The following is a 22,949-nucleotide window of genomic DNA, read 5'->3' on the forward strand; positions in this document are numbered from 1 at the left end:
AACGCAGGATGCAAAGAAAGGTGATTTGAATATGAATAGCTTCTGGTAACTATTTTATTACTCGACGCTTACGGTAAGGCCTTCCTGTTTAAGGATTTTTCTATAAACCTCTACTTCAGTAAAGGATCCCTCCAGAATGGCACACTTTCCATCATTATGTACAGTCCAGGCTATTCTCTCAGCCTGTTTGTCAGAGTAGTCCAGATATTTGATCAGACAGAAGATGACGTGCTCAAAAGTGTTGACTTCGTCATTCCAAAGTATCAACTTATGGCTGGACTTCAGCCCTGCTAATACTTCCTCCAGAGAAAAACTCTCCACTTCAGTCTCTGTTCCGGCAAAACGAATTTTCATAAGAGCCAAATTTAGTGAAATATGGCTGTTTTTGAAAACAGATTATAGCTAAAACGTTTGCCATTTAAAAACCTCTATTTCACCGTATACCTGAACGTTTTTCTGAATAAGCCACCTTTACTGTCGAGCCCTTCGGCTACAACCTTATAAACTCCTGGATTGTCGGACGTAAAGTAGCTGACCTGAGCCTTTCCTGATGAATCGGTTAAACCATTCGGCATCCACAATAGGGTAGTGCGAAGGTCCGGAAGTGGTCTTCTGATATTCGTTTTATCATATTTCGGAGAATAGAAGTCTCTCGCGATATGATAGCCGGCTGGATTGTATGTAATGATACCAGGGGTATAACTGTTGTAGGAATAGTTAGGCTCGCCACGCCTGGTGTTGACGATGAGTACTCCACCACCGCCGCGCATGCCATAAATGGCTGTATTTCCAATCGTTCTTAAAACTTCTACAGACTCGACATCAGTAGGATTAAGCATCGACAGATATTCTGGTTCCACATACATTCCATCAAGGATTATTTGCATAGGCGTATTCATACTTCTGGTGGAATAGGCAATGCCGTTCCGGAAAATAACCCCGACAACAAGCCCCTGCAGGCACTGTTCAATCGTCACACAATTCTGCAGTTTGTCTCCTGTAATAACTGCGTCGGCGTTCCCTGCCCCATTGAGATTACTTGAGTTCTTAACGGTCGGTTTCTTTTCTGACACCCTCACCTCATCAAGCATGATGTTCCGCCTTACCAGGCCAAGTTTCCGTAATTCTGCATATTCATCGCTTCTTCGACGCAGATAAGGAAGTATGGATGAATTAACGTTTAAAATAATATCGGGGCTATTTTTACTTTTTGTTACCAGTTGCGGGGGAACACGATCAAGTTCAATCTCGACATGCTTTTTATCTTTGGCGTTCCGCGCTTGAATAACAAAGCGCGTGCTGTCCGTAAACTTCAAATTGTCGAAGCTGAACCGTCCGTCCTGTCCGGTCACGGTATCGAGCAGAAGGCCACTGCCCTTAGACGCCAGGATCATCACCTTGCCGTTCGGTACAGGTTTACCTCCTGGTGTTTTAACAATTCCACTAATCGATATCCCGGTTTCAGGCTTGAAGACGACGCCTGGGAAGGTGCCGGCCAGCGTGTTTTTCCATGTAAACCTGCTCCACCCCTGTGTCATCATCAGGATATCCAGATGACGGTCTTTTGTCTCGCTTTCACTCGAAAAATAGTAGTTCGGCTTCTCAATGTAGCCCTTCAAATCTGAACTCAGGAGGAGGTTAGACAAAATCGTCGTCTCGTCATCCTCATCGGAGGGAATCTTGCTTTCGTTGATAACAGCGAGCGAAAAAGCACTGGCCACAGGAGCCTGTGCAGTATCCTGAACCAGGATAGACATATCCACTTTATCTCGAAGTCCGTACTCTGCCTTATTATTTGATATCGTCATTCCGATAGAGGGGGCGTGGCGGATAAATACCAGTCGCTCTGCCACTGGTTGAAAGCCCTCCGAAAATAGCGTCAGGCGAACTATGCCCGTGTGAAATCTGCTTTTTGGTATCGAGGCAGTCAGGTTTGCCTTGCTCAAGGTGTTTCGGCCAACAAACTTGACTGCTCCGTTTGACTCAGCGATCAAGGTTACCGGCGATGGACCTATCAGATCCCCGCTAGCAGAAATCATTACCTTCAAACTCACCTCGTCTTCATTGTTTACAAATAAGTTATATCCCGAAGCCTGAGCTTCCGGCAGCTTAAAGCTTTTTTCAGATCCATCTTCAAAAGCGACAGTGGCTGTATACGTTTTGCCGGGAGAGGGATGAAAAATAAAAGTACCCATTCCTGCATGTTCTGTTTTAAACTCCTTGATTACTGCCCCCGTGTTGTCCTTCAAAACACCTGAGACAGAACGGCCCAGTCCATCAGGGGCCACAGCTTTAAAAGCGACTCTTCCACGAGTGCCTTCAATCAATTGTCCTCCCTCCGGAAAAAACTGCACGTCAACTTCTGCATTCGTCGACTTGATGAGGAAAGATTTAGTCTGGAATACCTTATTTCCTGTTGCAATCTGTGTTGTGATTCTTCCAGACTTCAATAAAAACGACTGTTTGTTCGTAAACTCGATTGTTAGCTTGCCGTCCTGGTCCGTTACGCCTTTCCCTCTTGAAACTACCCGGTTATCCAGTTCAATACTGTAGTTCACCTCCCGCGAAGATACCGGATTGCCTTCATGGTCTGTGTACAAAATATCAGCCCTGACCCGCTCTTCTGAGCCCGACTTATTAAAAGCATAACTAACCGAAGCATCAATCTGGTTAGGCAATGACCTGCCGATTCTGATGATCTTGTCGAAGTAATACTCTTCGCCGAAGTTACGCATCCAGTTCGTATAAGCCCTCAGCCGGTAGTTGCCCTCGGTAAGGGAATCGGTCAAAATCATGTCCCCCCAGGCTAATCCCAAAACCGCAGGAATTCGGAGCGACTTTTTCACAGAATCCCGCTCGTTGATCAGGTCTACGTACAGAATCTTGCTCAGGTTTGACAGTTCGTTTTTCTCCGCATTTACAATGTAAGCTTTCAGCCAGAGGCTGTCACCTACAACGTAGTACGGCTTGTCGGTATGAATGTGGACTTTTTCCTGAGGATAATCACTTAAGATTTTTTCAAGCTTCCTAATCAGGCTATTGAGCGGGTCCTCCTGTGCAGCTAAATTTAAACCTAATGCAGAGCACAGAATAAGAGCACAAAAGAGGGGAAGGAAGCGCTTCATAACAGGGTTTATATCTGACCCCAATTTACTAATTTATACTTCCTTTTAAGCAATAAAAGAGGTACTTAAAAAGTATTTTTCCACATCATGCTTTCAACAGGCTTCGTTGTTTTTCTGCTGTACTTTGCGTTGTCCTTCGTGTTGTATAAGGTCTCAATTTCACCCTCCACAACGAAATAAATCAGCTGGCCGATCGGCATTCCCGGGTAGATTTTTACAGGCTGTGTTGCCGAGATCTCCAGCGTCCATGTATTACAGAACCCAACATCACCCTTACCTGCTGTAGCATGAATATCGATTCCCAATCTGCCTGTGCTCGACTTGCCTTCCAGAAAAGGAACATGACTGTGCGTCTCGGTATACTCCATAGTAACGCCCAGGTAAAGCGTATTCGGTTGCAGTACAAAACCGTCCTTTGGTATTTCAAAATGAACAATTTCGTTATGTTCTTTCGCGTCCAGAACCCTTTTTTGGTACGTCGCCAGATATTTTCCAAGGTGTACGTCATAGGAATTTGTCCCCAGGCACTCCCTTCTGAACGGCTCAATGATGATGCTTCCTTTTTCTATTTCTTCTAAAATGCGTTTGTCCGACAGGATCATATTTTGAAACTTTCGTCGAAATTAGCTAATATTTAGATTTTTTAGTTAAATATTATGGCTTGCGTTCAATATTGAAACCCTTTTGTCTTAATATTGTATATCCTCCATAGAGGTCGTCTCAAGACATCATGCAAATGCCTGGGGCAACGTGTTCAAATAGCAGTTGCTGCAATATGAAGTGCATCAAATGAAAATAAAATCATAGAATGGGACTAGCTTATCACAAGCAAATTGATTCTAAGACCAGCTTCGCAGTTTGGAAAATAGAGGAATCTGCCGAAGATTTATATTCACACCTGCAGTTAAACGACAGGGAAAACGCTTACCTCGGCAGTTTAAGTAACGGCAAACGAAACCTGCACTGGCTCAGTACACGCAATCTCCTTCGTAAGATGTTAAATACGAACCACTATATTGACTGCCGGGTCGATGATCACGGCAAGCCATATCTGGTTAATTTTCCGCACCATATATCATTCAGCCATTCCTTCGATTATGCAGCCGTCATGATAAGTGAGGACAAGCCAGTGGGAATTGACATCGAGCTCGTCAAAAGTAAGATAACAAGAGTAGCGAAAAAGTTCATGTCTCAGGAAGAATTAACCTTCATCGATCCTGAAAATACAATTCCACATCTTTACACCTGTTGGTGTGCCAAAGAAGCTATCTATAAGCTCCATGGTAAGCCGAACGTCTCATTTAAGGATCATATTCATCTTCGCCCTTTCCGCTATAAAGGAGAGGGATGTTTCGAAGCCAGCCTGACAGCTGAAAAAGAGATGAGGTTTGATGTGCACTACCAACGTTTTGCCGATTACATGATCGGCTATGTAGCAGGTTTCAGTCTGGTTAATGATGAGATGATGGCTTCATCGCCGTTCAAAACAAACAATATGCTTAATGAAAAATAATAAAGTAAACTTCCAGGATTGGGGACTCGTAGATTATCAGGAAGCGTGGGACAGGCAGGAGAGCATATTTTCCGGGATCGTTGCTTCAAAAACCGCTAACAGGGATAATCAAACCGCTATACCAACAGAGAACTACCTCATTTTTGTAGAACACCCACACGTTTATACACTTGGCAAGAGCGGCAAGCCTGAAAATCTGCTACTCGATGAGAAAGGCCTCGAAGAGAAGTCAGCCTCATACTATAAAATTAACCGGGGAGGAGATATCACCTATCATGGTCCTGGTCAGATAGTTGGATATCCTATTCTTGACCTGGACAATTTTTTCACCGACATCCATCTTTACCTGCGTACGCTGGAAGAAGCGATCATCCAGACCCTTGCCGTGTACGGGATTTCTGCAGGTCGTTACCCCGGATACACCGGCGTCTGGATCGATCCTGATAATGATAGGGCAAGAAAGATCTGCGCCATGGGTGTCAGATGCAGCAGATGGGTTACCATGCACGGCTTTGCTTTCAACGTCAACTCCGATCTTGACTATTTCAAAAATATAGTGCCTTGCGGTATTGACGATAAAGACGTAACGTCCATGGCACGTGAGCTGGGACGGCCCGTTGATGTGGAAGAAGTGAAAGTACACCTTAAAGAAAAGATTGTCAATTTGTTTAACATGGAAATACATAACCAGAAGGAGCGCGCACGCTAGACCTTTTGTAGCTTCTCCGCTGCTCTCTCCAATGTTTCATCTTGCTTCGCAAAGCAAAACCGGATAATTCCAAAATCTGTGCCCTTGGCATAAAAGGCAGAAACCGGAATAGCAGCAACTCCCACGTCTGTCGTTAGCCGTTTTGCGAACTCAGTATCCCTTTCGCCTGATATGCGATCGAATCGCGCAGTCTGGAAGTACGATCCCTCACAATCAAGCAACTTAAACCGGCTGCCTTGCATCAACCTGGCAAAGTAATCCCGCTTTGACTGATAGAATGCACTCAGTCCTTCATAATGCGATCTGTCTGCGAGATAGTCGGCAATAGCATGCTGCACCGGAGTATTTACACTGAAGACCTCAAACTGATGAACTTTTCTGAACTCCTCCATCAGCGTAGCCGGTCCCATGCAATATCCGGTTTTCCAACCTGTGTTATGAAACAGCTTGCCGAAGGACGCACAAATCAGGCTTCGTTCCCGCAACTCCGGGAACCTGGCCATACTCAGATGTTGCCGGCCGTCGTAAATCATATGCTCATAAACCTCATCGCTCAGTATTAATATATCGGTATTATTGGTAATGGAGATAAGTTCCCGAATATCTTCTTCTTTTAATGTCGTTGCCGTAGGATTCTGCGGAGTATTCAGAATGATCATGCGGGTGTGTGCAGAGATGAGCTTCCTTACCGCTTTCCAGTCAATCTTATAGTTGGGTGGACTCAATTCGTACGACTTTACAAAGCCTCCTACCAGTTTAACGGCAGGTGCATATGAGTCATACGACGGGTCAAAGATGATAACTTCATCGTTCGGATGAACCAGCGCAGCAATAGCCGTAAATATAGCCTGTGTCCCTCCTGCAGTGACCGTTACTTCGGTTTCCGGATGGTAGTCGGCACCATATAACCTATTTGCCTTTTCTGAAATGCGCTCGCGCAACAAACCTACACCCGTCATTGGTGCATACTGGTTATGCCCGGCTCTCATGTGTTTGTTTACCAGCACGATGAGTTCAGGGTCGCAGTCGAAATCAGGGTATCCCTGAGATAGATTGATCGCACCGCTTTCCTGTGCAAGCCGGGACATGACAGTAAATATGGTAGTACCTGAAGAAGGTAGCTTAGAGGTAAGATGTATCATCAAGGCTAAAATAGCAGTAAAAGGCCTTTTCTTCAAGTAATATTAGCACATACGATGGTTAAATTATGCACAATTTCACAGCCCATAAAATGACTAAACCTGCAAGTTAATATATTTAAAAAGTTAAATTTGATGCTGAACTACAAATTTAAATCACTTTATACGAAATGAAAATCCAACTGAAAACAACCTGGCTTTATGCAGCGTGCCTGCTTGCGCTTGGAGCGTGTACAAACTCCTCAAATCAAAACAAAACCACAGATATGACTGATAGTACAGAGGCGGCTATCCCCGCCAAAGAAGCTTTCCAATCGACGATAGACGGAAAGAAAACGGATCTCTTCATTCTAAAGAACAAAAATAATGTACAGGCTGCCATTACTAACTACGGGGGGCGGCTGGTCAGCCTGCTCATACCCGACAAGAACGGCAAGTTTCTGGATGTAGTAGCTGGCTTTGATAATGTGGATGATTATACCAAGGGTCCCGACACTTACTTCGGTGCAACCATCGGCCGGTTCGGTAACCGCATTGCGAAGGGCAAGTTCAGTATCGATGGCACTGAGTACACTCTGGCCACCAACAATGGAGTAAATCATCTTCACGGCGGACCGAAAGGCTTTTCAAGAGTGATATGGGATGCCAAGCAAATTGCCGATAACCAGCTTGAGTTAAACTATCTGTCAAAGGATGGCGAAGAAGGCTACCCCGGCAACCTCACCGTTAAAGTCACCTATACATTAACAGACGATAACGAAGTAAAGATTGACTATCTGGCAACTACAGACAAGAAAACAGTCGTGAACCTGACCAATCACTCTTTCTTCAACCTGAACGGAATTGCCAGTGGTTCGATCAACGAACACCTTCTTCAGATCAATGCTGAAGAGTTTACGCCAGTAGATTCAACGCTGATCCCTACAGGAAGGAACGAAAAAGTGGAAGGTACTCCCTTCGATTTCAGAAAACCTACCGCTATCGGTTCGAGGATTGATGCCGACCATATTCAGTTAAAATACGGTAACGGTTATGACCATAACTTTGTGCATGCAAACAAAAAGTCGGCTAACCTCGAAACCCTGGCTATAGCTACAGGCGACAAGTCAGGTATCGTAATGGAAGTGTTAAGCAACGAGCCGGGAGTGCAATTCTACGGAGGAAATTTCCTTGAAGGGGCAAATACGCTGAAGCAAGGTATCAAAGACGATTTCAGAACATCGTTCTGTCTGGAAACACAGCATTTCCCTGATTCGCCGAACCAGCCATCGTTTCCATCAACCCTCCTGAATCCCGGAGATACATACAAAACTACCACCATCTATAAGTTCACTGCTAAATAACAAACAGCCAGGACTGCAAAAAGAAAGCCCTGATGCGGTATCGCATCAGGGCTTTTATATAGTGTATCTTCAGATACAGACTGATGATGTAGATTACATCATGCCGCCCATACCGCCACCCATTGGAGGCATACCAGCACCGCCTTTTTCCTCTTCAGGATCATCAGCAAGTACAACCTCTGTAGTTAACAGCATAGCAGCGATAGAAGCAGCGTTCTCTAATGCAACACGACCAACCTTAGTAGGATCGATAACACCAGCACCGATCAGGTTTTCGTAAACATCAGTACGAGCATTGTAACCGAAGTCACCAGTTCCTTCTTTCACTTTCTGAACCACGATAGAACCTTCGATTCCAGCGTTTTCGCAGATCTGACGAAGAGGCTCTTCAATAGCACGACGGATGATCTGGATACCAGTATTCTCGTCTTCGTTAGAACCTTTAAGGTCAGCTAAAGCAGCAACCGCACGGATAAACGCAACGCCACCACCAGCAACGATACCTTCTTCAACCGCAGCACGGGTCGCATGTAAAGCATCATCAACACGGTCTTTCTTCTCTTTCATCTCTACTTCAGTAGCAGCACCAACGTAAAGAACAGCAACACCACCAGCTAATTTAGCCAAACGTTCCTGTAATTTCTCGCGGTCGTAGTCAGAAGTAGTAGCTTCAATCTGAGATTTGATCTGTGCAACACGAGCTTTGATATCATCAGAGCTACCAGCACCGTTGATCACAGTTGTATTGTCTTTGTCAATAACTACTTTCTCAGCCTGTCCTAAATAAGTAAGGTCAGCATTTTCAAGCTTGTAACCTCTCTCCTCAGAAATAACAGTACCACCAGTTAAGATAGCGATGTCTTCCAGCATGGCTTTACGACGGTCTCCGAATCCTGGAGCCTTAACAGCAGCAACTTTCAGAGATCCGCGGATCTTATTCACTACAAGCGTAGCAAGAGCTTCACCATCTAAATCTTCAGCAATGATCAATAGAGGCTTACCAGTCTGAACTTGTTTTTCCAATACCGGAAGCAATTCTTTCATGCTGCTGATCTTCTTGTCGTAGATCAGGATATAAGGGTTCTCCAGCTCAACTTCCATTTTGTCAGAGTTGGTTACGAAATAAGGAGAAAGGTAACCACGGTCAAACTGCATACCTTCTACAGTCTTCACCTCGGTTTCAGTACCCTTAGCTTCTTCAACAGTGATCACACCGTCTTTACCAACTTTAGCCATTGCTTCAGCAATCAAAGAACCGATAATCTCGTCATTGTTTGCAGAGATAGAAGCAACCTGTTTGATCTTATTATTGTCTTCTCCAACAGTCTGAGACTGCTCTTTCAGATTAGCAACAACAGCAGTAACAGCCTTGTCAATACCACGTTTTAAATCCATTGGATTTGCGCCCGCAGCAACGTTTTTAACACCTGCAGTAACGATAGCCTGAGCCAGTACAGTAGCAGTTGTAGTTCCGTCACCTGCGATATCAGCAGTTTTGGAAGCTACTTCCTTCACCATCTGAGCACCCATGTTTTCAAGGGGATCTTTCAGGTCAATTTCTTTTGCAACAGTTACACCGTCTTTTGTGATCGCAGGTGAACCGAATTTCTTATCAATGATTACGTTGCGGCCTTTTGGTCCCAATGTAACCTTTACTGCGTTTGCTAATGTGTCAACACCTTTTTTCAGGGCGTCGCGCGCTTCAACATTGTATTTAACTTGTTTTGCCATTTCTATTGAATATTTTTAATAAATAATTTAGGAGATTATAAAATCGCGTATATATCAGATTCACGCATAATCAAATATTCCTTACCTTCATAGGTAATCTCAGTACCGGCATATTTGCCATATAAAACCTCGTCTCCAACTTTAACAGTTAAAGGCTCGTCTACTTTGCCATCACCAACTGCAACTACAGTGCCTCTTTGAGGTTTTTCCTTCGCGGTATCCGGAATGTAGATACCAGATGCTGTTTTCTCTTCAGCAGGAGCAGCTTCAACTACTACTCTATCTGCGATTGGTTTAATATTTAATGCCATTTTTAATGAATATTAGTTTTGTCCTTAAGTAGTCAGATTCTGTGCCAAAGGTCTAAACGGTGTCATGCTGTCAGTGTTGGCAGCTAAGCACTGAAAAAATGTGCTTAAACGCAAAAAGGCTGCATCCTTGCGGTGCAGCCTTTTTGCGTATGGAATAATGCTTGTTATCTCTTTGAGGTGTCAGACAAGCCCGGAAGAGGGGCCGGTGCAGGTGCCGCAGGAGCGTTCGATCCTTTGTTGATCTGATTCTGAATCTCTTGTGCCTCTCTGCTCTGAGATGCTCCCTGCGGAACCACCACGTTAGCAAATAATACAAGTACCATCAGGCTGATCGTCAAGATCCAGGTTCCTTTTTCCAGGAAGTCTCCGGTTCTTTGCACACCCATAATATTGTTAGAACCAGCAAATCCGGAAGTCAATCCTCCGCCTTTTGGCTCCTGAATTAAAATAATCAATCCCAAAAGGATGCAAATGATAATGGCAACAATGATGATAACGTAAAACATATCTTATAATTAGCTGATTCTCTTTTCTAAATTTTCAATTTGGCTTGCAAAGTAAATACTTTTATCCGGATATTTCAAACTTAATTTCCTGTACGTCTCAATTGCCTTGTCAAAAAGCATCTGATCGGTATAAATTTTAGCTAAAGTTTCCGAAACCAGCTCCAGATTATCCTCCGAACTTTTCCTGGCCTTGTTCTCGGTATCGACTTTTGCGGTGCTTGGAGGCTTGATCTGAGGTTCTTCTTTAATGAATCGCTCAATAATGATGTCCTCTTTCCGCTTCAGCTCAAACTCAACCGTTGCATTCGCAGCAATCGTATTCAGCTCAGGCTGGATATGAAAAATGTTCTCTATGATTTGCTGGTTCAACAGCGGTGAAGCTGCAGGTGCGCTCGTTCTTATGGCGGGTGCTTTCGGCGCGTAAGGCTGATAAGTCTCCTCAAATTCCTTACGGGTCTTATGAAGCCACCATAAAAAAGTGTAAGGAAGCGAATCGTCGTCGTATCTGGATACTTCCTCCTTCTCAGCCACTGGCTCTGTTTTTGCAGCGCTTAACGCAGTCTTCAGCGGGTCAATCGCAGACTTGTTAAATGCGAAGTAGTCAGACGACGCAATGCTTTCCACAGCTACATGATTGGTTGGCGTTTCCTTTTCCGGAAATTCCGCCTCCGTTTCCTGACCGGGAAGTTCAGATTCAGGGATCACCGTCTCGATAAGTTCAACAGACTCCTGCCCAACTGGATTCTTCTCTGTGGGTTCTTCCTGAGCAGCTTCTTCAATGCCCCTTTCTTCAACCGATGGTGCTACAGGCAAATCCTCCTCGGCACCATGATCTTCCGACTCGTCTTCTTCCACATATTCTTCTATCAGCAGGGCGTCTGGCTGCTCTTCCAGGGTATATTCTGCCTCGTCCTTTTGCTCTTCAGTCGGCTCTTCCTGTCCGAATTCAACTGTCCTTTCCTCCTCAGCAAACTCTTCCAGATCAGATCCGTATCCCTCAATCACCGCCGCTTCTGTTTCCGGGGTAACCGTTTCTATATCATGATGGACTGTTTCTCTTGCAGGAACAGGTACTGAAAGTTCCGGCAGACTGATGTCTTCACCGTCGTCCGACAGATCAATCTCTGGCTGAAAATACTGTGGTTCGTTCATGAACCGGTAAAGGACATCCCTCCTCGGCGCATATACTGAAGCCTTTCTTAGGTAGCTCTCATAAGTCGCCTGATCCTCCGTACGCAGGGCAGAGGCATGTGCAAAATGCAGGGGCTGACAGTAAGGAAACTTTAAAACAAGGTATTTCAGAGCAGCCCTGTCCGCATCCGTCCACTTTTCAGAGGGCGACAAAAACTTTAAAAATTCCCTGTTTCCTGATGCCTGAAGTTTTTCCACGTTTTTTCTTTAATGAATGTATCCCTTGATTACCAGTTTGCAAAAGCTCTGTTGAAGATATCTTCAGTAAGCAATTGATTGATCTCACGTATGGCAGATTGTTCCTGCGCCTGCACGTTACTTCCCGGAAGCTCCTTAAAACGGGTGAACGATTGCTCAAAGCTATATTCATTATCCACAGCGTTGACAAACTTTACCTGCACCGTGATACTGATACGCGTTGCCTCGGCAATTTCGTTGCCTGTCACAGCAACCGGTCTGATGCTGTAATCCGTTATCCGGCCTTCAAAATTTCCGTCCGCATTGTCCCTGGTAATACTAAGGCTCGACTGGTTCCTGATTCTTTCCTTGAGTGCTTCAGTAAACTGCTGGCTGAGCCCAGGTACCACCAACGGAGCGCTGTTCTCGAAGAACTGAACAGACACCGTCTTCATATCTGCCGGTATGGACGCTCCCGTAAAGCTGTATATCCCGCATGACTGGAATAGAAATAACAAGGGAATAAAAAAGAGAAAAGTTCTTTTCAATAATACGTTCATGTACTTGCTTAATTCAGGTTCAACTCTTTAATCTTCCTGTAAAGGGTACGCTCAGAAATGCCAAGCTCATTGGCGGCCAGCTTACGCTTTCCCTTGTGCTTTTTCAGTGCCTTCTTAATCAGGTCAGACTCTTTCTCTACAAGTGAAAGCGATTCTTCCACCTCTTCCGAATGCGGAACATAGCTAAAGTCGTTCTTTTTCTCTACTTCAGGCTTATGCAATACAAATGGGACGGCCGGAGCAATAGCCGGAAATTCAACATCCTGATACAGCTGTTGTACGATGTGGTGATTTTCAGCAATCGAGGCAGAATTACCTCCGTTCTTTATAATCTCGGCAACCAGCTTTTTCAACTCCAGCATATCGCGCTTCATATCAAAAAGCACCTTATAAAGAATATCTCTCTCGGAAAAGTCCTCTTTCGCGTCCTGTTTAATCCGCATCGGCAGATTATTTGTTCCTGCTTCCTGTGGAATGTATTGAAGGATGCTTTGCCCTGTCAGGTTTCTGTCCTTCTCCAGAACAGCGATCTGTTCAGCCACATTTTTCAGCTGACGCACATTTCCCGGCCAGCTGTAATTGGTCAGGATATGTCTCGCTTCTGCATCGAGCTGAACCGACGGACTTCTGTATTTATGTGTAAAGTCAGCAATAAACTTGCGGAACAAAAGGTATATATCTTCCTTACGCTCCCTCAATGGCGGAATTTTCAAAGGCACTGTACTCAAACGGTAATAGAGGTCTTCCCTGAATTTGCCGTTTTTGACCGCATCGTAAACATCCACATTCGTTGCAGCAACCACACGCACATCTGTTTTCTGCACCTTGGATGAACCGACACGAAGGTATTCGCCCGATTCCAGGATACGGAGCAGACGAGCCTGCGTTCCGATCGGGAGTTCCGCCACCTCATCCAGGAAAATCGTTCCGCCGTTTACCACCTCAAAGTATCCCTTACGGGCTTCATGTGCGCCTGTAAAGGAACCTTTCTCATGCCCAAATAGCTCTGAGTCGATCGTTCCCTCGGGTATCGCACCACAGTTTACGGCAATAAACGGTCCGTGCTTACGCGCACTCATCTGATGGATGATGTGCGAAAACACCTCTTTTCCGCTACCGCTTTCACCTGTGATCAACACAGAAATATCGGTTGGGGCAACCTGACTTGCAATATCAATAGCACGGTTAAGCAATGGCGAATTGCCAATAATGCCAAACCGGTTTTTTATATCCTGCGTATCCATGTGTTAATTTAAACTATTCAACAATTCTGCCGATCAATGTGGCAGGAGTACAACGTTCAATCAGCACCTCGACGTACTGACCAGGCTTAAAACGTTCAACCACCGGGAACACAACGGTCGCGTTCTTGTCATTTCTTCCGGAGTAATCAAGAGCCGATTTCTTCGAAAAGTTCTCAATAAGGACTGTCTGCGTTTCTCCGATCTGCTCCAACAGGCGCTCATGCGAGTGCTTTTGCTGCAACTTGATGATCTCATTGAACCTCCGGTTCTTCACATCTTCCGGCACATCGTCCGTATAGCGTTTCGCTGCCAGTGTCCCGGGGCGCTCTGAGTACATAAACATATAGGCAAAGTCGTATTTTACAAACTCCATCATGCTCAGTGTATCCGCATGCTCCTCTTCTGTTTCAGTACAAAAGCCGGTGATCACGTCGGTAGATATCGCGCATCCGGGTAATATCCTCCTGATGGCCACAACACGTTCCATGTACCATTCACGATCGTATGTACGGTTCATAATATCCAATACGCGGGAATTGCCCGACTGTACCGGAAGGTGGATGTATTTGCAGATATTATCGTACTTCGCCATGGTGTGCAGCACCTCGTCTGTAATATCTTTAGGATGCGAAGTCGAGAAACGCACTCTAAGGTCAGGTCCCACCAAGGCTACCATCTCCAGCAGGCTGGCAAAGTTTACTTTCTCCAACTGATCTTCCGATGTCCATTTGTACGAATCGACATTCTGTCCAAGTAAAGTAACTTCTTTATAACCCTGAGCGTAAAGATCCTTAGCCTCCTGAATGATGGAATGAGCATCCCGGCTACGTTCTCTTCCTCTGGTGAACGGAACGACGCAGAACGAACACATGTTATCACAGCCTCTCATAATCGAGATAAAGGCAGTGATGCCATTGGTGTTCAGGCGCACAGGGCTAATGTCTGCATACGTCTCCTCCCTGGATAGCAACACGTTTACGGCACGGTTCCCCTCATCTACCTGGTCGATCAGGTTAGGCAAGTCACGGTAAGCATCAGGCCCTATTACTACGTCCACCAATTTTTCCTCTTCCAGAAACTTAGACTTCAAACGTTCGGCCATACAGCCCAGAACACCCACCATCATTCCCGGGTTCTTACTTTTAACGGCCTTGAATTCCTTCAGGCGATTTCTAACTCTTTGCTCTGCGTTTTCACGGATCGAGCAGGTATTTATAAATATTACGTCAGCTTCTTTATAGTCAGAGGTGGTCTTAAAGCCCATATCAGTCATGATGGAGGCTACAATCTCGCTGTCAGAAAAGTTCATAGCGCAGCCATAGCTTTCTATATACAGCTTCCTTCCATTGTTAAGCTCGGATGTTGCCTCCAGCAATAAGGCTTCACCTTGTCTCGCCTCGTCATGATCTTTCACGCCTATCTCCAAATTATGCATATCATTCTTATTCTAAGAACTGCAAAGGTAGTACAATTTAATTTATTGTGACATGTTGGCATGCCTTAATTGAATCTCTTCAATCTTAATTACAGGTCGTCTCAAACAAGCTGAGTACTAAGCAGGTTAATGCATGTATATGGCTGCTATCTGGCGTTTTTTTGTTTCATTTTGGAAGTGGATACTCATCATTCTACTCGTGGTGTTCATCCTTCTCGCCGGGGCCGCCTGGTATCTCAGCAGTCGGTGGAAACCCTTGCTCGATACGCAGCTTAAGCAGTTGGTGTTAAATTCTTCTGACAGCCTATACCGGGTGGAATACACCGATCTTAAAATTAATCTCATCAGCGGAAACGCATCGCTGAAAAATCTGAAGCTGATCCCTGATGAAAACCGGTACAAGGAGTTGGAGATACTGAAGCGAGCTCCCGACAATATGTACAACCTTCAGGTAGAAAGCTTTGATCTGGTCAATTTTCATCCCAGAAGATTATACGATACCAGGAAGCTCAATGTAGATAAGATTGTGATCGACCACCCGAAGATGATCATTACCAACAAGCGTCAGCCCTACAATAAAGAAGCAGATACCACTTCAAAAAAGTCGCTCTATCAAATGATCTCCAAGTCGCTCAAAGAGGTTCGGATAGCGGATATTCAATTAAAGGATATAGATTTCGTACTCATCAACAAAAGCACACCAAAAGAGAAAAAAACGGCTATCAAAAATCTGAATCTCATGGTCACAGATTTTCTGCTCGATTCATTGTCTGAAAAAGATAAGGATAGGTTCTATCACACCCGAAACGTAGACGTTGAGTTGAAGAACTATAAAATCGCTACAGCAGACAGCCTTTATTTCCTCCGGTTCAAATCCGTCAAGTTCTCTACCAGGGGTAAGAGTCTGGTGATGGACGAGGCCCGGATGCAACCCCGGTATGAAATACCGGCATTCTATCGCAAGGTGAAAATGTCCAAAGACCGGTTCGATATCCGGTTTAACCAGATCGTACTTAAAGGAATAGATCTGGAGAAGCTTAAACAGGAACAGCGGTTCTTTGTCAATAGAATGGTTCTCGCCGACGGTAAGGTAGGCATCTACAACACTAACGCATTGCCAAAGAAAGTGGAAAATAAAACAGGAAAATTTCCCCACCAGCAATTACAGAAACTTGCACTTGACCTCCGCATCGACACCCTGCAGCTTCGCAGGGTACAGATCGCCTATCAGGAATTTAACAAAAAGACAGGCAAGACCGGTACCGTCTCCTTCGCCAATACAAGAGGAGCGATCTACAACGTCACCAACGATCGTACGGCATTGGCCAAAAATAAATTCATGAGAGCGGAGTTGTCTACCCTTTTCATGGGCAAATCCAACCTGCATGTAACATTTAATTTCAATCTGACCGACAAGCACGGAGCATTTACCTCTGCCGGTACGCTAGGAGCGATGGACGGCAGGGCATTAAACCCGGTGACAAATCCTCTCGCAATGGTCACTGTACAGTCGCTCAACGTCCGCAAACTGCAGTTTAACATCAGAGCAAATGAAAAAGTTGCCCGCGGAACAGTAAAGTTTTACTACTCCGACCTCCATGTCCAGCTTTTAAAGATTGACGATGAAACCGGTCGTCTGAAGAAGCAAGGTTTAGTCTCGGGCATCGCGAACACCTTTGTGCTCAACGTAGGAAACCCTGATCCTAAGAACAACAACGTATTTACGGTTGGAAATATCTATTTCCCAAGGCCTGCATCATTTGCCTTCTTTAAATTTTACTGGAAAAGCTTACTTGAGGGAGTAAAGGAGAGCGTAGGGGTAAGCCGGGAGAAAGAGAACCGGATCAGGAATGTCGCCTCCAAGGTCGGCGAAGTAGTCAGCGGTGTAAAATCAGACTTTGAAGCACTGAAAGAAAAGATGAGGGAGAACAAGCTTGAGCGGGTGAAAAAGCGCGAGCTGAAAAAGAAGGAGAAGAAGGCGAAAAAAGCGCAGGAGGAAGAAAAAAAGGATCTTGAAGCGAAGAAAGATAGTGCCGCTTCCGGAAGTTGATTTGATGAGCTATATCATCGTATTATGTGTTAACTTATCACTCTCGATGGCAAAATATGATATACCTACGATGGTTAGGGGCTTAAAAAACCAATTTCTGAATTAATAAAAGAACCGTACGTTTGATTGTACATAAATGCTGCTCCTTAAGGACGGCATCTAAATGGATAGAAAGGTGCTTAAATAAAACCACTAAGCCTCAAGTCTCGTTAATGAGCCTCAAGGCCTAGTCGTATAATTTATCCTACTACATAATTCCATTCAAAAGTATCAGCCTGCAATCCATAACGAATCTCATCAAGCGTCTGTAGTGCCTTTAAAGAAAACGCTGCATTTGCAGGATCTGGCAGTTCATAGCGCTCGCCCTCCAGCGAAATCGCCGCGATAGGAGTAATTGTAGCAGCAGTACCGACACCGAAAGCTTCAGTCATACGACCTTCTCTCAATGCAGTAATAATTTCATCAACAGATACGCGGCGTTCCTCAACCGGGAGATCCCAATGGCGAGCCAGGGTCAGAATAGTATCTCTGGTGATACCTTCCAGGATTGTGTCACGCGTAGAAGGAGTCACTATCTTACCATCGATCAAAAACATCACATTGGCAGTTCCCAATTCCTCAATATAAGCGTGGTCTTTACCATCCGTCCAGATCAGCTGATCATAGCCCTCTTTCATTGCCTCCAGGGCAGGCAATAAAGATCCTGCATAGTTTCCGGCAGCCTTGGCAAATCCGAATCCACCTTCAGCCGAACGGGAAAACTTCGTTTCGATCTTAACATTCAGTGGTTTTGAATAATAAGCACCTACAGGGCAGGCCAGCACGATAAACTTATACGTTTTCGATGGCTGCACACCCAAGTAAGGGTCAGTGGAGAACATAAACGGACGGATATACAGCGAGTTGCCCTTGCCGTCAGGAATCCACCCACGGTCAAGCTCAACCAATGCGGCTATGCTCTGAACAAAAATATCTCTCGGCAATTCCGGCGCGCATAGCCTCAATGCAGATTTATTAAAACGATCGGCATTTTTATAAGGGCGGAAGATCACAGCGTTGCCATCCGCATGTTTGTAAGCCTTTAATCCTTCGAAAAACGCCTGGCCGTAATGCAGCACAGACATAGCCGGACTAAAAGACATATCACCATAAGGGACGATCTGAAAATTCTTCCATTCACCATCCTCATAATCCGCCACGAACATGTGGTCGGTAAATACCTTCCCAAATGGAAGATCTGTAAAATCTGTATCCTGTAAACGGGAAGCAGAAGTTTTGGTAATTTTTATATCTAACGTATCAGTCACGACAGTGTGTATTATGTTGTTGTATACAAAGTAACAGTTTTTTGAGGATTATTCACAGGCTCAAGGCCTTACGATCGTCAAAAAAACCATAGAGCATTTTAAAACAAAATTCTGAACTTAATTGTCTGGTCGATCTCCTTCAACTCTTTCAGAACCTGCTTATCATATCGGGCGCTCACATCCGTAATCGCATAACCGATCTGCTCGTTTGTCATCAGGAACTGTCCGGAAATGTTAATGTTATGGTTAGCGTAAACCTTGTTAATCTGCGCCATAATGCCCGGAATATTTTTATGAATATGGATCAGCCTGTGAGCGTTACCAACCTTCGGAAGCTGTAAGTTCGGGAAATTGGAACTCATATACGTGTCGCCCTTATTAATAAAATCAGCCATTCGTTTGGGGATAAACTTGGCGTTTCGGGGGTTCTGCTTCTGGTCATCGAAGATCACAATACCCATTTCCGTAGCGATATCGTGTGATATCTTATTCTTGCTATTACCCAAATAGCCGATTGTCTTCAGTTTGATGGCCTTCAAAAGCTTGGCGTCACTTATTTTTTCTCCGTCAGCCAGCAGAACCATCCCCACATCACCAACATATTTATCTTCGAAAGTTTCCTTATGGCGGATAGAAAAACCGTCTTTTTTCAGAACCTGTATGGCCTCTTCCGGAACATCCCCCACAATCAGGCATAGGATCCTGTTTTTGGGGTAGGAGATCGCTTGAGGCAATTTATTCACATAGAGGAACTCATCAAAGCTCGGCGTGATATGATCTGCTTTTTCCAAAATGCTTTGCCGCGCAATATTCTCCGTGAAGGCGTAGAATTTCTGGATCAATCCCGACTCCTTCAACTGGAAGTCTGAATATCCGTCTCCGATACCATAAATATTGCCTTCCAGCTGTAGCTGCTTTAGCAGCTTTACCTTGCCGCCTTCCTGCGACAGCGGGTTCTCCTGGTCGTAACCGGTTATATTGCCCTCTTCATCGAAGGTGAAAGTATTGGCATAAATATTCTCTATCTTGATATCAAACGGCAAAACTACCGGAGTAATAAACTCCTTAAATCCACCAGATACGATCAAAACCTCGTCGGCGTGTTGTTTAAAGAACTCCCTGTTACGTGAAAAAGATGCTGAAACTTTCTTCTTCAACCTGCTGACGAGCTGTTTAAGGTGTTCCTGGTTCGCATGCAGCAGCTGCACTCTCTGGGTCAGACTCTCCCGGAAAGACAATCTGCCTTCCATGGCTGCGTTGGTCAGGTCCTCGATCTTTTTGTAGATCTCCTCCCTGTCGGGATGATCACTTAATGAAATTCGTACGAGTTCATCTAATGCCTCTACCTGGGTAAAGGTGCTGTCAAAATCAATGATGTAAAAATTTTTCATTAAAATAGTTTGTATTAAAAACGCGGAAAACCGGATTCCTCTAAGCTTTATTCTTTTTGCAGGCGGTCTCGTGTATATGAATTCCTCAGATGTTCAGTAATTTCCCTGATAGACCGGGAAATAGGCTTGAAACTCATCTCAGGAAGATATTTTGAAAGTTTGGCCGACGAGTAGGAGGATCTTTTAAAAGCACTTTTAGCTGTATCCCTTGTCAGACTGTATTTTTTTCCCGTTAAAACGGAGGCGACTTTCGCTCCCAGCCAGCCCAGAAACATTTGTCCCTTACTCAACTCAGTTTTCGGAACGGGCAGATCGAAGCACTTTGCGGTCTCAGCGAAAAGTCGCTCATAGCTCATGTTCTCCCCGTTAACAATAAATCGTTCCCCAGCGATGTCACTGGCCATAAGCCGGATCATTACCTTCGCCACGTCCTCTACATCCACTACACCGAGTGAACCCGGTGTGTAATAGCGGAGTCCTTTACGAACCAGTTCAAATAATTTTCCGCTTCCCTTTGTGCCTGCATTTTTACCGATGATTACCGATGGATTAACAATTACCGCATTCAGCCCTTCCGCAATACCGCGCCAAACCTCCATTTCACTTTCGTATTTAGAGATGGAGTAGCCATGCTGAGTGCCATTGAATTCCCATTGATCCTTTTCAGTAACCTCTCCGCCGGTTTTTGGGTCACCCAGTGAAGCCACGGAGCTCACATGTACCAGCTTTTCTATGTTATAAAGCAGACAAAGATCGACCACATAGGCCGTGCCTTCCTTGTTTACACGAAGCATAGCCGCCTTATCAGCACTGTCAAAAGAGATCATCGCGCAGCAATGGTAAACATGCGTAACGCCCTCGAAGACCTTTTCCAGTGAGAAGTAATCAAGAATGTCGGCAGTGACCCATTCAATACGAGTTAGATCTTCAAGAATGGTTGGGATAGAAGAATTAAGACGCTTCAATGCCCTTACCGGCATGCCTCTGTCATGCAGCTGTTTAACTAATTCTGAACCTAAAAAGCCTGTAGCGCCAGTAACTAAGATCATCCGGCAAAAATTGAATTTGCTTTCAAAAGTAACTGAATTAAATGGATATTTGGAGCGAATATGTCTTTAGTTGATTTTTTCATGCCGGTCGATGACCGTAAATTTGGTGCAGAAGCAGGGTTCCATAGCAGTCAGATGGGTAGTCAGATGAGCGTTTTTACGCATCATTTCCCTGATCTGGAGGAGGGTACGGTAGATATCGTGCTGTTTGGGGTGTTAGATGATCGCCATGCGGTAAATAACGAAGGCTGCGCTCTTGGCCCTGACTATATCCGTGAGAAGCTCTACAGCTTACATGCCGGTGCTTTTAAACCAAGGATTGCCGATCTGGGAAATATCAAAGCCGGACATACCGTTGCTGATACCTATATCGCCGTGAAGACGGTCGTTACTACGCTTGTGAAAAACAACATGGTGCCGGTTATTATTGGTGGCGGACAAGATATCACTTATGCCCAGTACATGGCCTATGAGGATTTGGAGCAAAAGGTGGATCTGGTGGTGATCGATAACAAGTTTGATCTTGATGATATCGCCGATGATCCATCGATCGAGGCCTATTCCAACTCTTATCTCAACAAGATCTTCCTACACCAACCGAATTATCTTTTCAACTTCAGCAATATTGGTTATCAAACTTATTTTGTTAACCAGGATAGCTTGAGGGTTATGGAAAAACTGTTGTTTGACGTTAATCGCCTCGGCGATTTTTATAATAAAATATCCGTTGCCGAGCCTATTATTCGTAACGCCAGTGTACTCAGCTTTGATATTTCGGCTATACGTTCATCGGATGCAAAGGCAAATAGCAATGCAAGTCCAAACGGATTCTATGGCGAAGAAGCGTGTCAGTTATGCCGTTATGCGGGTATGAGCGATAAGCTGAGCTCTATTGGTTTCTACGAGTTCAACCCGGCATATGACAGCGAGGGCCAGAGTGCCATGCTGCTGGGCCAGATGATCTGGTATTTCATCGAAGGATTCTATCAGCGGAAGCGTGATTTCCCGCTACAGCCAAAATCCCAGTACCTGATCTACCGGGCGACACTCAAAGACGGATCCCACGAACTCGTGTTCGTGAAAAGCAAAAAAACTGATCGTTGGTGGATGCAGGTGCCATACCCAACCGGACACTCCGGAAATGAGCGTTTCCACCTCGTTCCATGTCAATATGACGACTATCAGAATGCGGTGGCAGGAGAAATGCCCGATCTATGGTGGAGAACCTATCAGAAGCTGATCTAAACACCATTCCATAATACAATACGTTTCGGATAAGATCTTATATTCAGGAATTACTTGTTTGCTTCAGCTGCCCACAAGCTAGTGGGCAGCTAGTGAGCAGCTGGTGGGCAGCTAGTGGGTGTAGCCACACTTTAGCCGCCGTGTAGCCACGTTGCAGCCACGTTTTGTAAGGAAAAGGTGGCTGTACCGTGGCTACACCCTGGCTGCATGGTGGCTGGACTCACCACCAGGCCCCTCGCAGGTCCCTACCAGACCAGAAGGAGGTCAGCGGCAGATACAAAGGTTATTTGAGCTTTTTTCATTGTATGATAAAATGGCTGCGTTTTCATCTTTCCACGTCTGGCACCAGGTTTTTTAACACATATTTAAAAGCGTATACAGCGTAATTTCGGGGATCCTGGATACAGGTCATATGTCTGTCTTTACCGGATGCGCCTATCGATTCAGGCATGTAAAGAAAGGTCTGTAAACCGGCACCGCGATTTATCATGACGAAATAGATGATACTGTTTGTTAAAGCGCAGTCTATATGTTTATTTTTTTACTTTTGATGGGTTTATGGCTATCTTCTCAAAAACATGTGAATATGCAATCCGGGCGGTGTTTTATATCGCGCAGAAATCTGGGGAAGGGAAGCGTGTAGGTATTAAGGAAATTGCATCCGGAATCGACTCGCCGGAACTGTATCTCGGAAAAATACTTCAGGACTTAAGCAGAAAGGGCTTAATCAGTTCCTTTAAAGGTCCGAACGGAGGGTTTTTTCTTGACGAGGCAGCTCTCCAAAGAGCTGTAAGTGATATTGTGGAGGCAATCGATGGCGACCGGCTTTTCTATGGCTGTGCATTAGGATTGAAGGAGTGTTCTGCAGATAACCCATGCCCGTTACACCATCAATTTCTATCGATCAGGACCGAGATTCATGC

20 protein-coding genes are annotated in these 22,949 nt (G+C 44.9%); 6 read left to right on the forward strand and 14 right to left on the reverse strand.

The annotated features are described in order from the left end of the window. Nucleotides 1–57: 57 nt before the first annotated feature. The 3 genes from ACKI5J_RS05210 to dcd form a co-directional block, all read right to left on the reverse strand. Nucleotides 58–354 (reverse strand): ATP-dependent Clp protease adaptor ClpS, encoded by a 297-nt coding sequence (locus tag ACKI5J_RS05210; protein WP_407427213.1) that lies wholly within the window; start codon nucleotides 352–354, stop codon nucleotides 58–60. Nucleotides 355–428: 74 nt separating this feature from the next. Beyond that, complete coding sequence (locus tag ACKI5J_RS05215) at nucleotides 429–3,125, reverse strand: TonB-dependent receptor plug domain-containing protein (protein WP_407427215.1); 2,697 nt, start codon at nucleotides 3,123–3,125, stop codon at nucleotides 429–431. Nucleotides 3,126–3,190: 65 nt separating this feature from the next. Then, nucleotides 3,191–3,727, reverse strand: a complete 537-nt coding sequence (dcd, locus tag ACKI5J_RS05220) for a dCTP deaminase (protein WP_407427217.1) — start codon at nucleotides 3,725–3,727, stop codon at nucleotides 3,191–3,193. A 206-nt stretch (nucleotides 3,728–3,933) separates the two neighbouring features. On the opposite strand from dcd, the gene ACKI5J_RS05225 reads away from it, so the two are divergent. Further along, nucleotides 3,934–4,638 carry a 4'-phosphopantetheinyl transferase family protein gene (locus tag ACKI5J_RS05225; protein ID WP_407427219.1) on the forward strand — a complete coding sequence of 235 codons (705 nt, stop codon included), beginning with the start codon at nucleotides 3,934–3,936 and terminating at the stop codon, nucleotides 4,636–4,638. Continuing rightward, on the forward strand, nucleotides 4,628–5,347 hold the full coding sequence (lipB, locus tag ACKI5J_RS05230) for a lipoyl(octanoyl) transferase LipB (RefSeq protein WP_407427221.1): 720 nt from the start codon (nucleotides 4,628–4,630) through the stop codon (nucleotides 5,345–5,347). Before ACKI5J_RS05225 ends, lipB begins: the two co-directional genes overlap by 11 nt. Here the strand turns inward: lipB and ACKI5J_RS05235 are convergent. Further along, entirely contained in the window at nucleotides 5,344–6,489 is a 1,146-nt protein-coding gene (locus ACKI5J_RS05235; RefSeq protein WP_407427223.1) for a methionine aminotransferase, read from the reverse strand. The two genes, lipB and ACKI5J_RS05235, sit on opposite strands and share 4 nt — an antisense overlap. 167 nt (nucleotides 6,490–6,656) lie before the next feature. Between ACKI5J_RS05235 and ACKI5J_RS05240 the strand changes: the two genes are divergently transcribed. Then, the gene (locus tag ACKI5J_RS05240; RefSeq protein WP_407427225.1) at nucleotides 6,657–7,829 is read left to right on the forward strand and encodes an aldose epimerase family protein; all 1,173 of its coding nucleotides are present in this window, start codon (nucleotides 6,657–6,659) and stop codon (nucleotides 7,827–7,829) included. Nucleotides 7,830–7,922: 93 nt separating this feature from the next. Here the strand turns inward: ACKI5J_RS05240 and groL are convergent, their stop codons facing one another. The 7 genes from groL to miaB form a co-directional block, all read right to left on the reverse strand. Further along, a complete protein-coding gene (gene groL, locus ACKI5J_RS05245; RefSeq protein WP_407427227.1) occupies nucleotides 7,923–9,560 on the reverse strand; it encodes a chaperonin GroEL in 1,638 nt (545 codons plus the stop codon). 35 nt (nucleotides 9,561–9,595) lie between these two features. After that, a complete protein-coding gene (gene groES / locus ACKI5J_RS05250; protein WP_407427229.1) occupies nucleotides 9,596–9,871 on the reverse strand; it encodes a co-chaperone GroES in 276 nt (91 codons plus the stop codon). Between the two features lie 164 nt (nucleotides 9,872–10,035). Then, nucleotides 10,036–10,377: a preprotein translocase subunit SecG gene (gene secG / locus ACKI5J_RS05255; RefSeq protein ID WP_407427231.1), complete on the reverse strand. Its 342-nt coding sequence runs from the start codon at nucleotides 10,375–10,377 to the stop codon at nucleotides 10,036–10,038. Nucleotides 10,378–10,386: 9 nt separating this feature from the next. Then, nucleotides 10,387–11,766 (reverse strand): hypothetical protein, encoded by a 1,380-nt coding sequence (locus tag ACKI5J_RS05260; RefSeq protein WP_407427233.1) that lies wholly within the window; start codon nucleotides 11,764–11,766, stop codon nucleotides 10,387–10,389. 29 nt (nucleotides 11,767–11,795) lie between these two features. Further along, the gene (locus tag ACKI5J_RS05265) at nucleotides 11,796–12,305 is read right to left on the reverse strand and encodes an LptE family protein (protein ID WP_407427235.1); all 510 of its coding nucleotides are present in this window, start codon (nucleotides 12,303–12,305) and stop codon (nucleotides 11,796–11,798) included. A gap of 8 nt (nucleotides 12,306–12,313) precedes the next feature. Further along, a complete protein-coding gene (locus tag ACKI5J_RS05270) occupies nucleotides 12,314–13,549 on the reverse strand; it encodes a sigma-54 interaction domain-containing protein (protein ID WP_407427237.1) in 1,236 nt (411 codons plus the stop codon). Nucleotides 13,550–13,562: 13 nt separating this feature from the next. Next, nucleotides 13,563–14,984 carry a tRNA (N6-isopentenyl adenosine(37)-C2)-methylthiotransferase MiaB gene (gene miaB, locus ACKI5J_RS05275; RefSeq protein WP_407427239.1) on the reverse strand — a complete coding sequence of 474 codons (1,422 nt, stop codon included), beginning with the start codon at nucleotides 14,982–14,984 and terminating at the stop codon, nucleotides 13,563–13,565. A 139-nt stretch (nucleotides 14,985–15,123) separates the two neighbouring features. Between miaB and ACKI5J_RS05280 the strand changes: the two genes are divergently transcribed. After that, nucleotides 15,124–17,034 (forward strand): hypothetical protein, encoded by a 1,911-nt coding sequence (locus ACKI5J_RS05280; RefSeq protein WP_407427241.1) that lies wholly within the window; start codon nucleotides 15,124–15,126, stop codon nucleotides 17,032–17,034. A 239-nt stretch (nucleotides 17,035–17,273) separates the two neighbouring features. Here ACKI5J_RS05280 and ACKI5J_RS05285 read toward each other — a convergent pair whose 3' ends face one another. From ACKI5J_RS05285 to ACKI5J_RS05295, 3 genes are all read right to left on the reverse strand, one after another. Continuing rightward, complete coding sequence (locus ACKI5J_RS05285; RefSeq protein WP_407427243.1) at nucleotides 17,274–18,341, reverse strand: branched-chain amino acid aminotransferase; 1,068 nt, start codon at nucleotides 18,339–18,341, stop codon at nucleotides 17,274–17,276. Nucleotides 18,342–18,439: 98 nt separating this feature from the next. Next, a complete protein-coding gene (locus ACKI5J_RS05290; RefSeq protein ID WP_407427245.1) occupies nucleotides 18,440–19,732 on the reverse strand; it encodes an HAD-IB family phosphatase in 1,293 nt (430 codons plus the stop codon). A gap of 47 nt (nucleotides 19,733–19,779) precedes the next feature. Next, nucleotides 19,780–20,781 carry an NAD-dependent epimerase/dehydratase family protein gene (locus ACKI5J_RS05295; RefSeq protein WP_407427247.1) on the reverse strand — a complete coding sequence of 334 codons (1,002 nt, stop codon included), beginning with the start codon at nucleotides 20,779–20,781 and terminating at the stop codon, nucleotides 19,780–19,782. 60 nt (nucleotides 20,782–20,841) lie between these two features. On the opposite strand from ACKI5J_RS05295, the gene ACKI5J_RS05300 reads away from it, so the two are divergent. Together ACKI5J_RS05300 and ACKI5J_RS05305 are read left to right on the forward strand one after the other, a co-directional pair. Further along, complete coding sequence (locus tag ACKI5J_RS05300; protein ID WP_407427249.1) at nucleotides 20,842–22,026, forward strand: formimidoylglutamase; 1,185 nt, start codon at nucleotides 20,842–20,844, stop codon at nucleotides 22,024–22,026. A 558-nt stretch (nucleotides 22,027–22,584) separates the two neighbouring features. After that, nucleotides 22,585–22,949 (forward strand): RrF2 family transcriptional regulator (locus tag ACKI5J_RS05305; protein ID WP_407427251.1); only part of this gene is annotated, 365 nt, incomplete at its 3' end.

Origin of the sequence: Arcticibacter sp. (assembly GCF_045629565.1) — a bacterium.
Lineage (GTDB): Bacteria > Bacteroidota > Bacteroidia > Sphingobacteriales > Sphingobacteriaceae > Arcticibacter.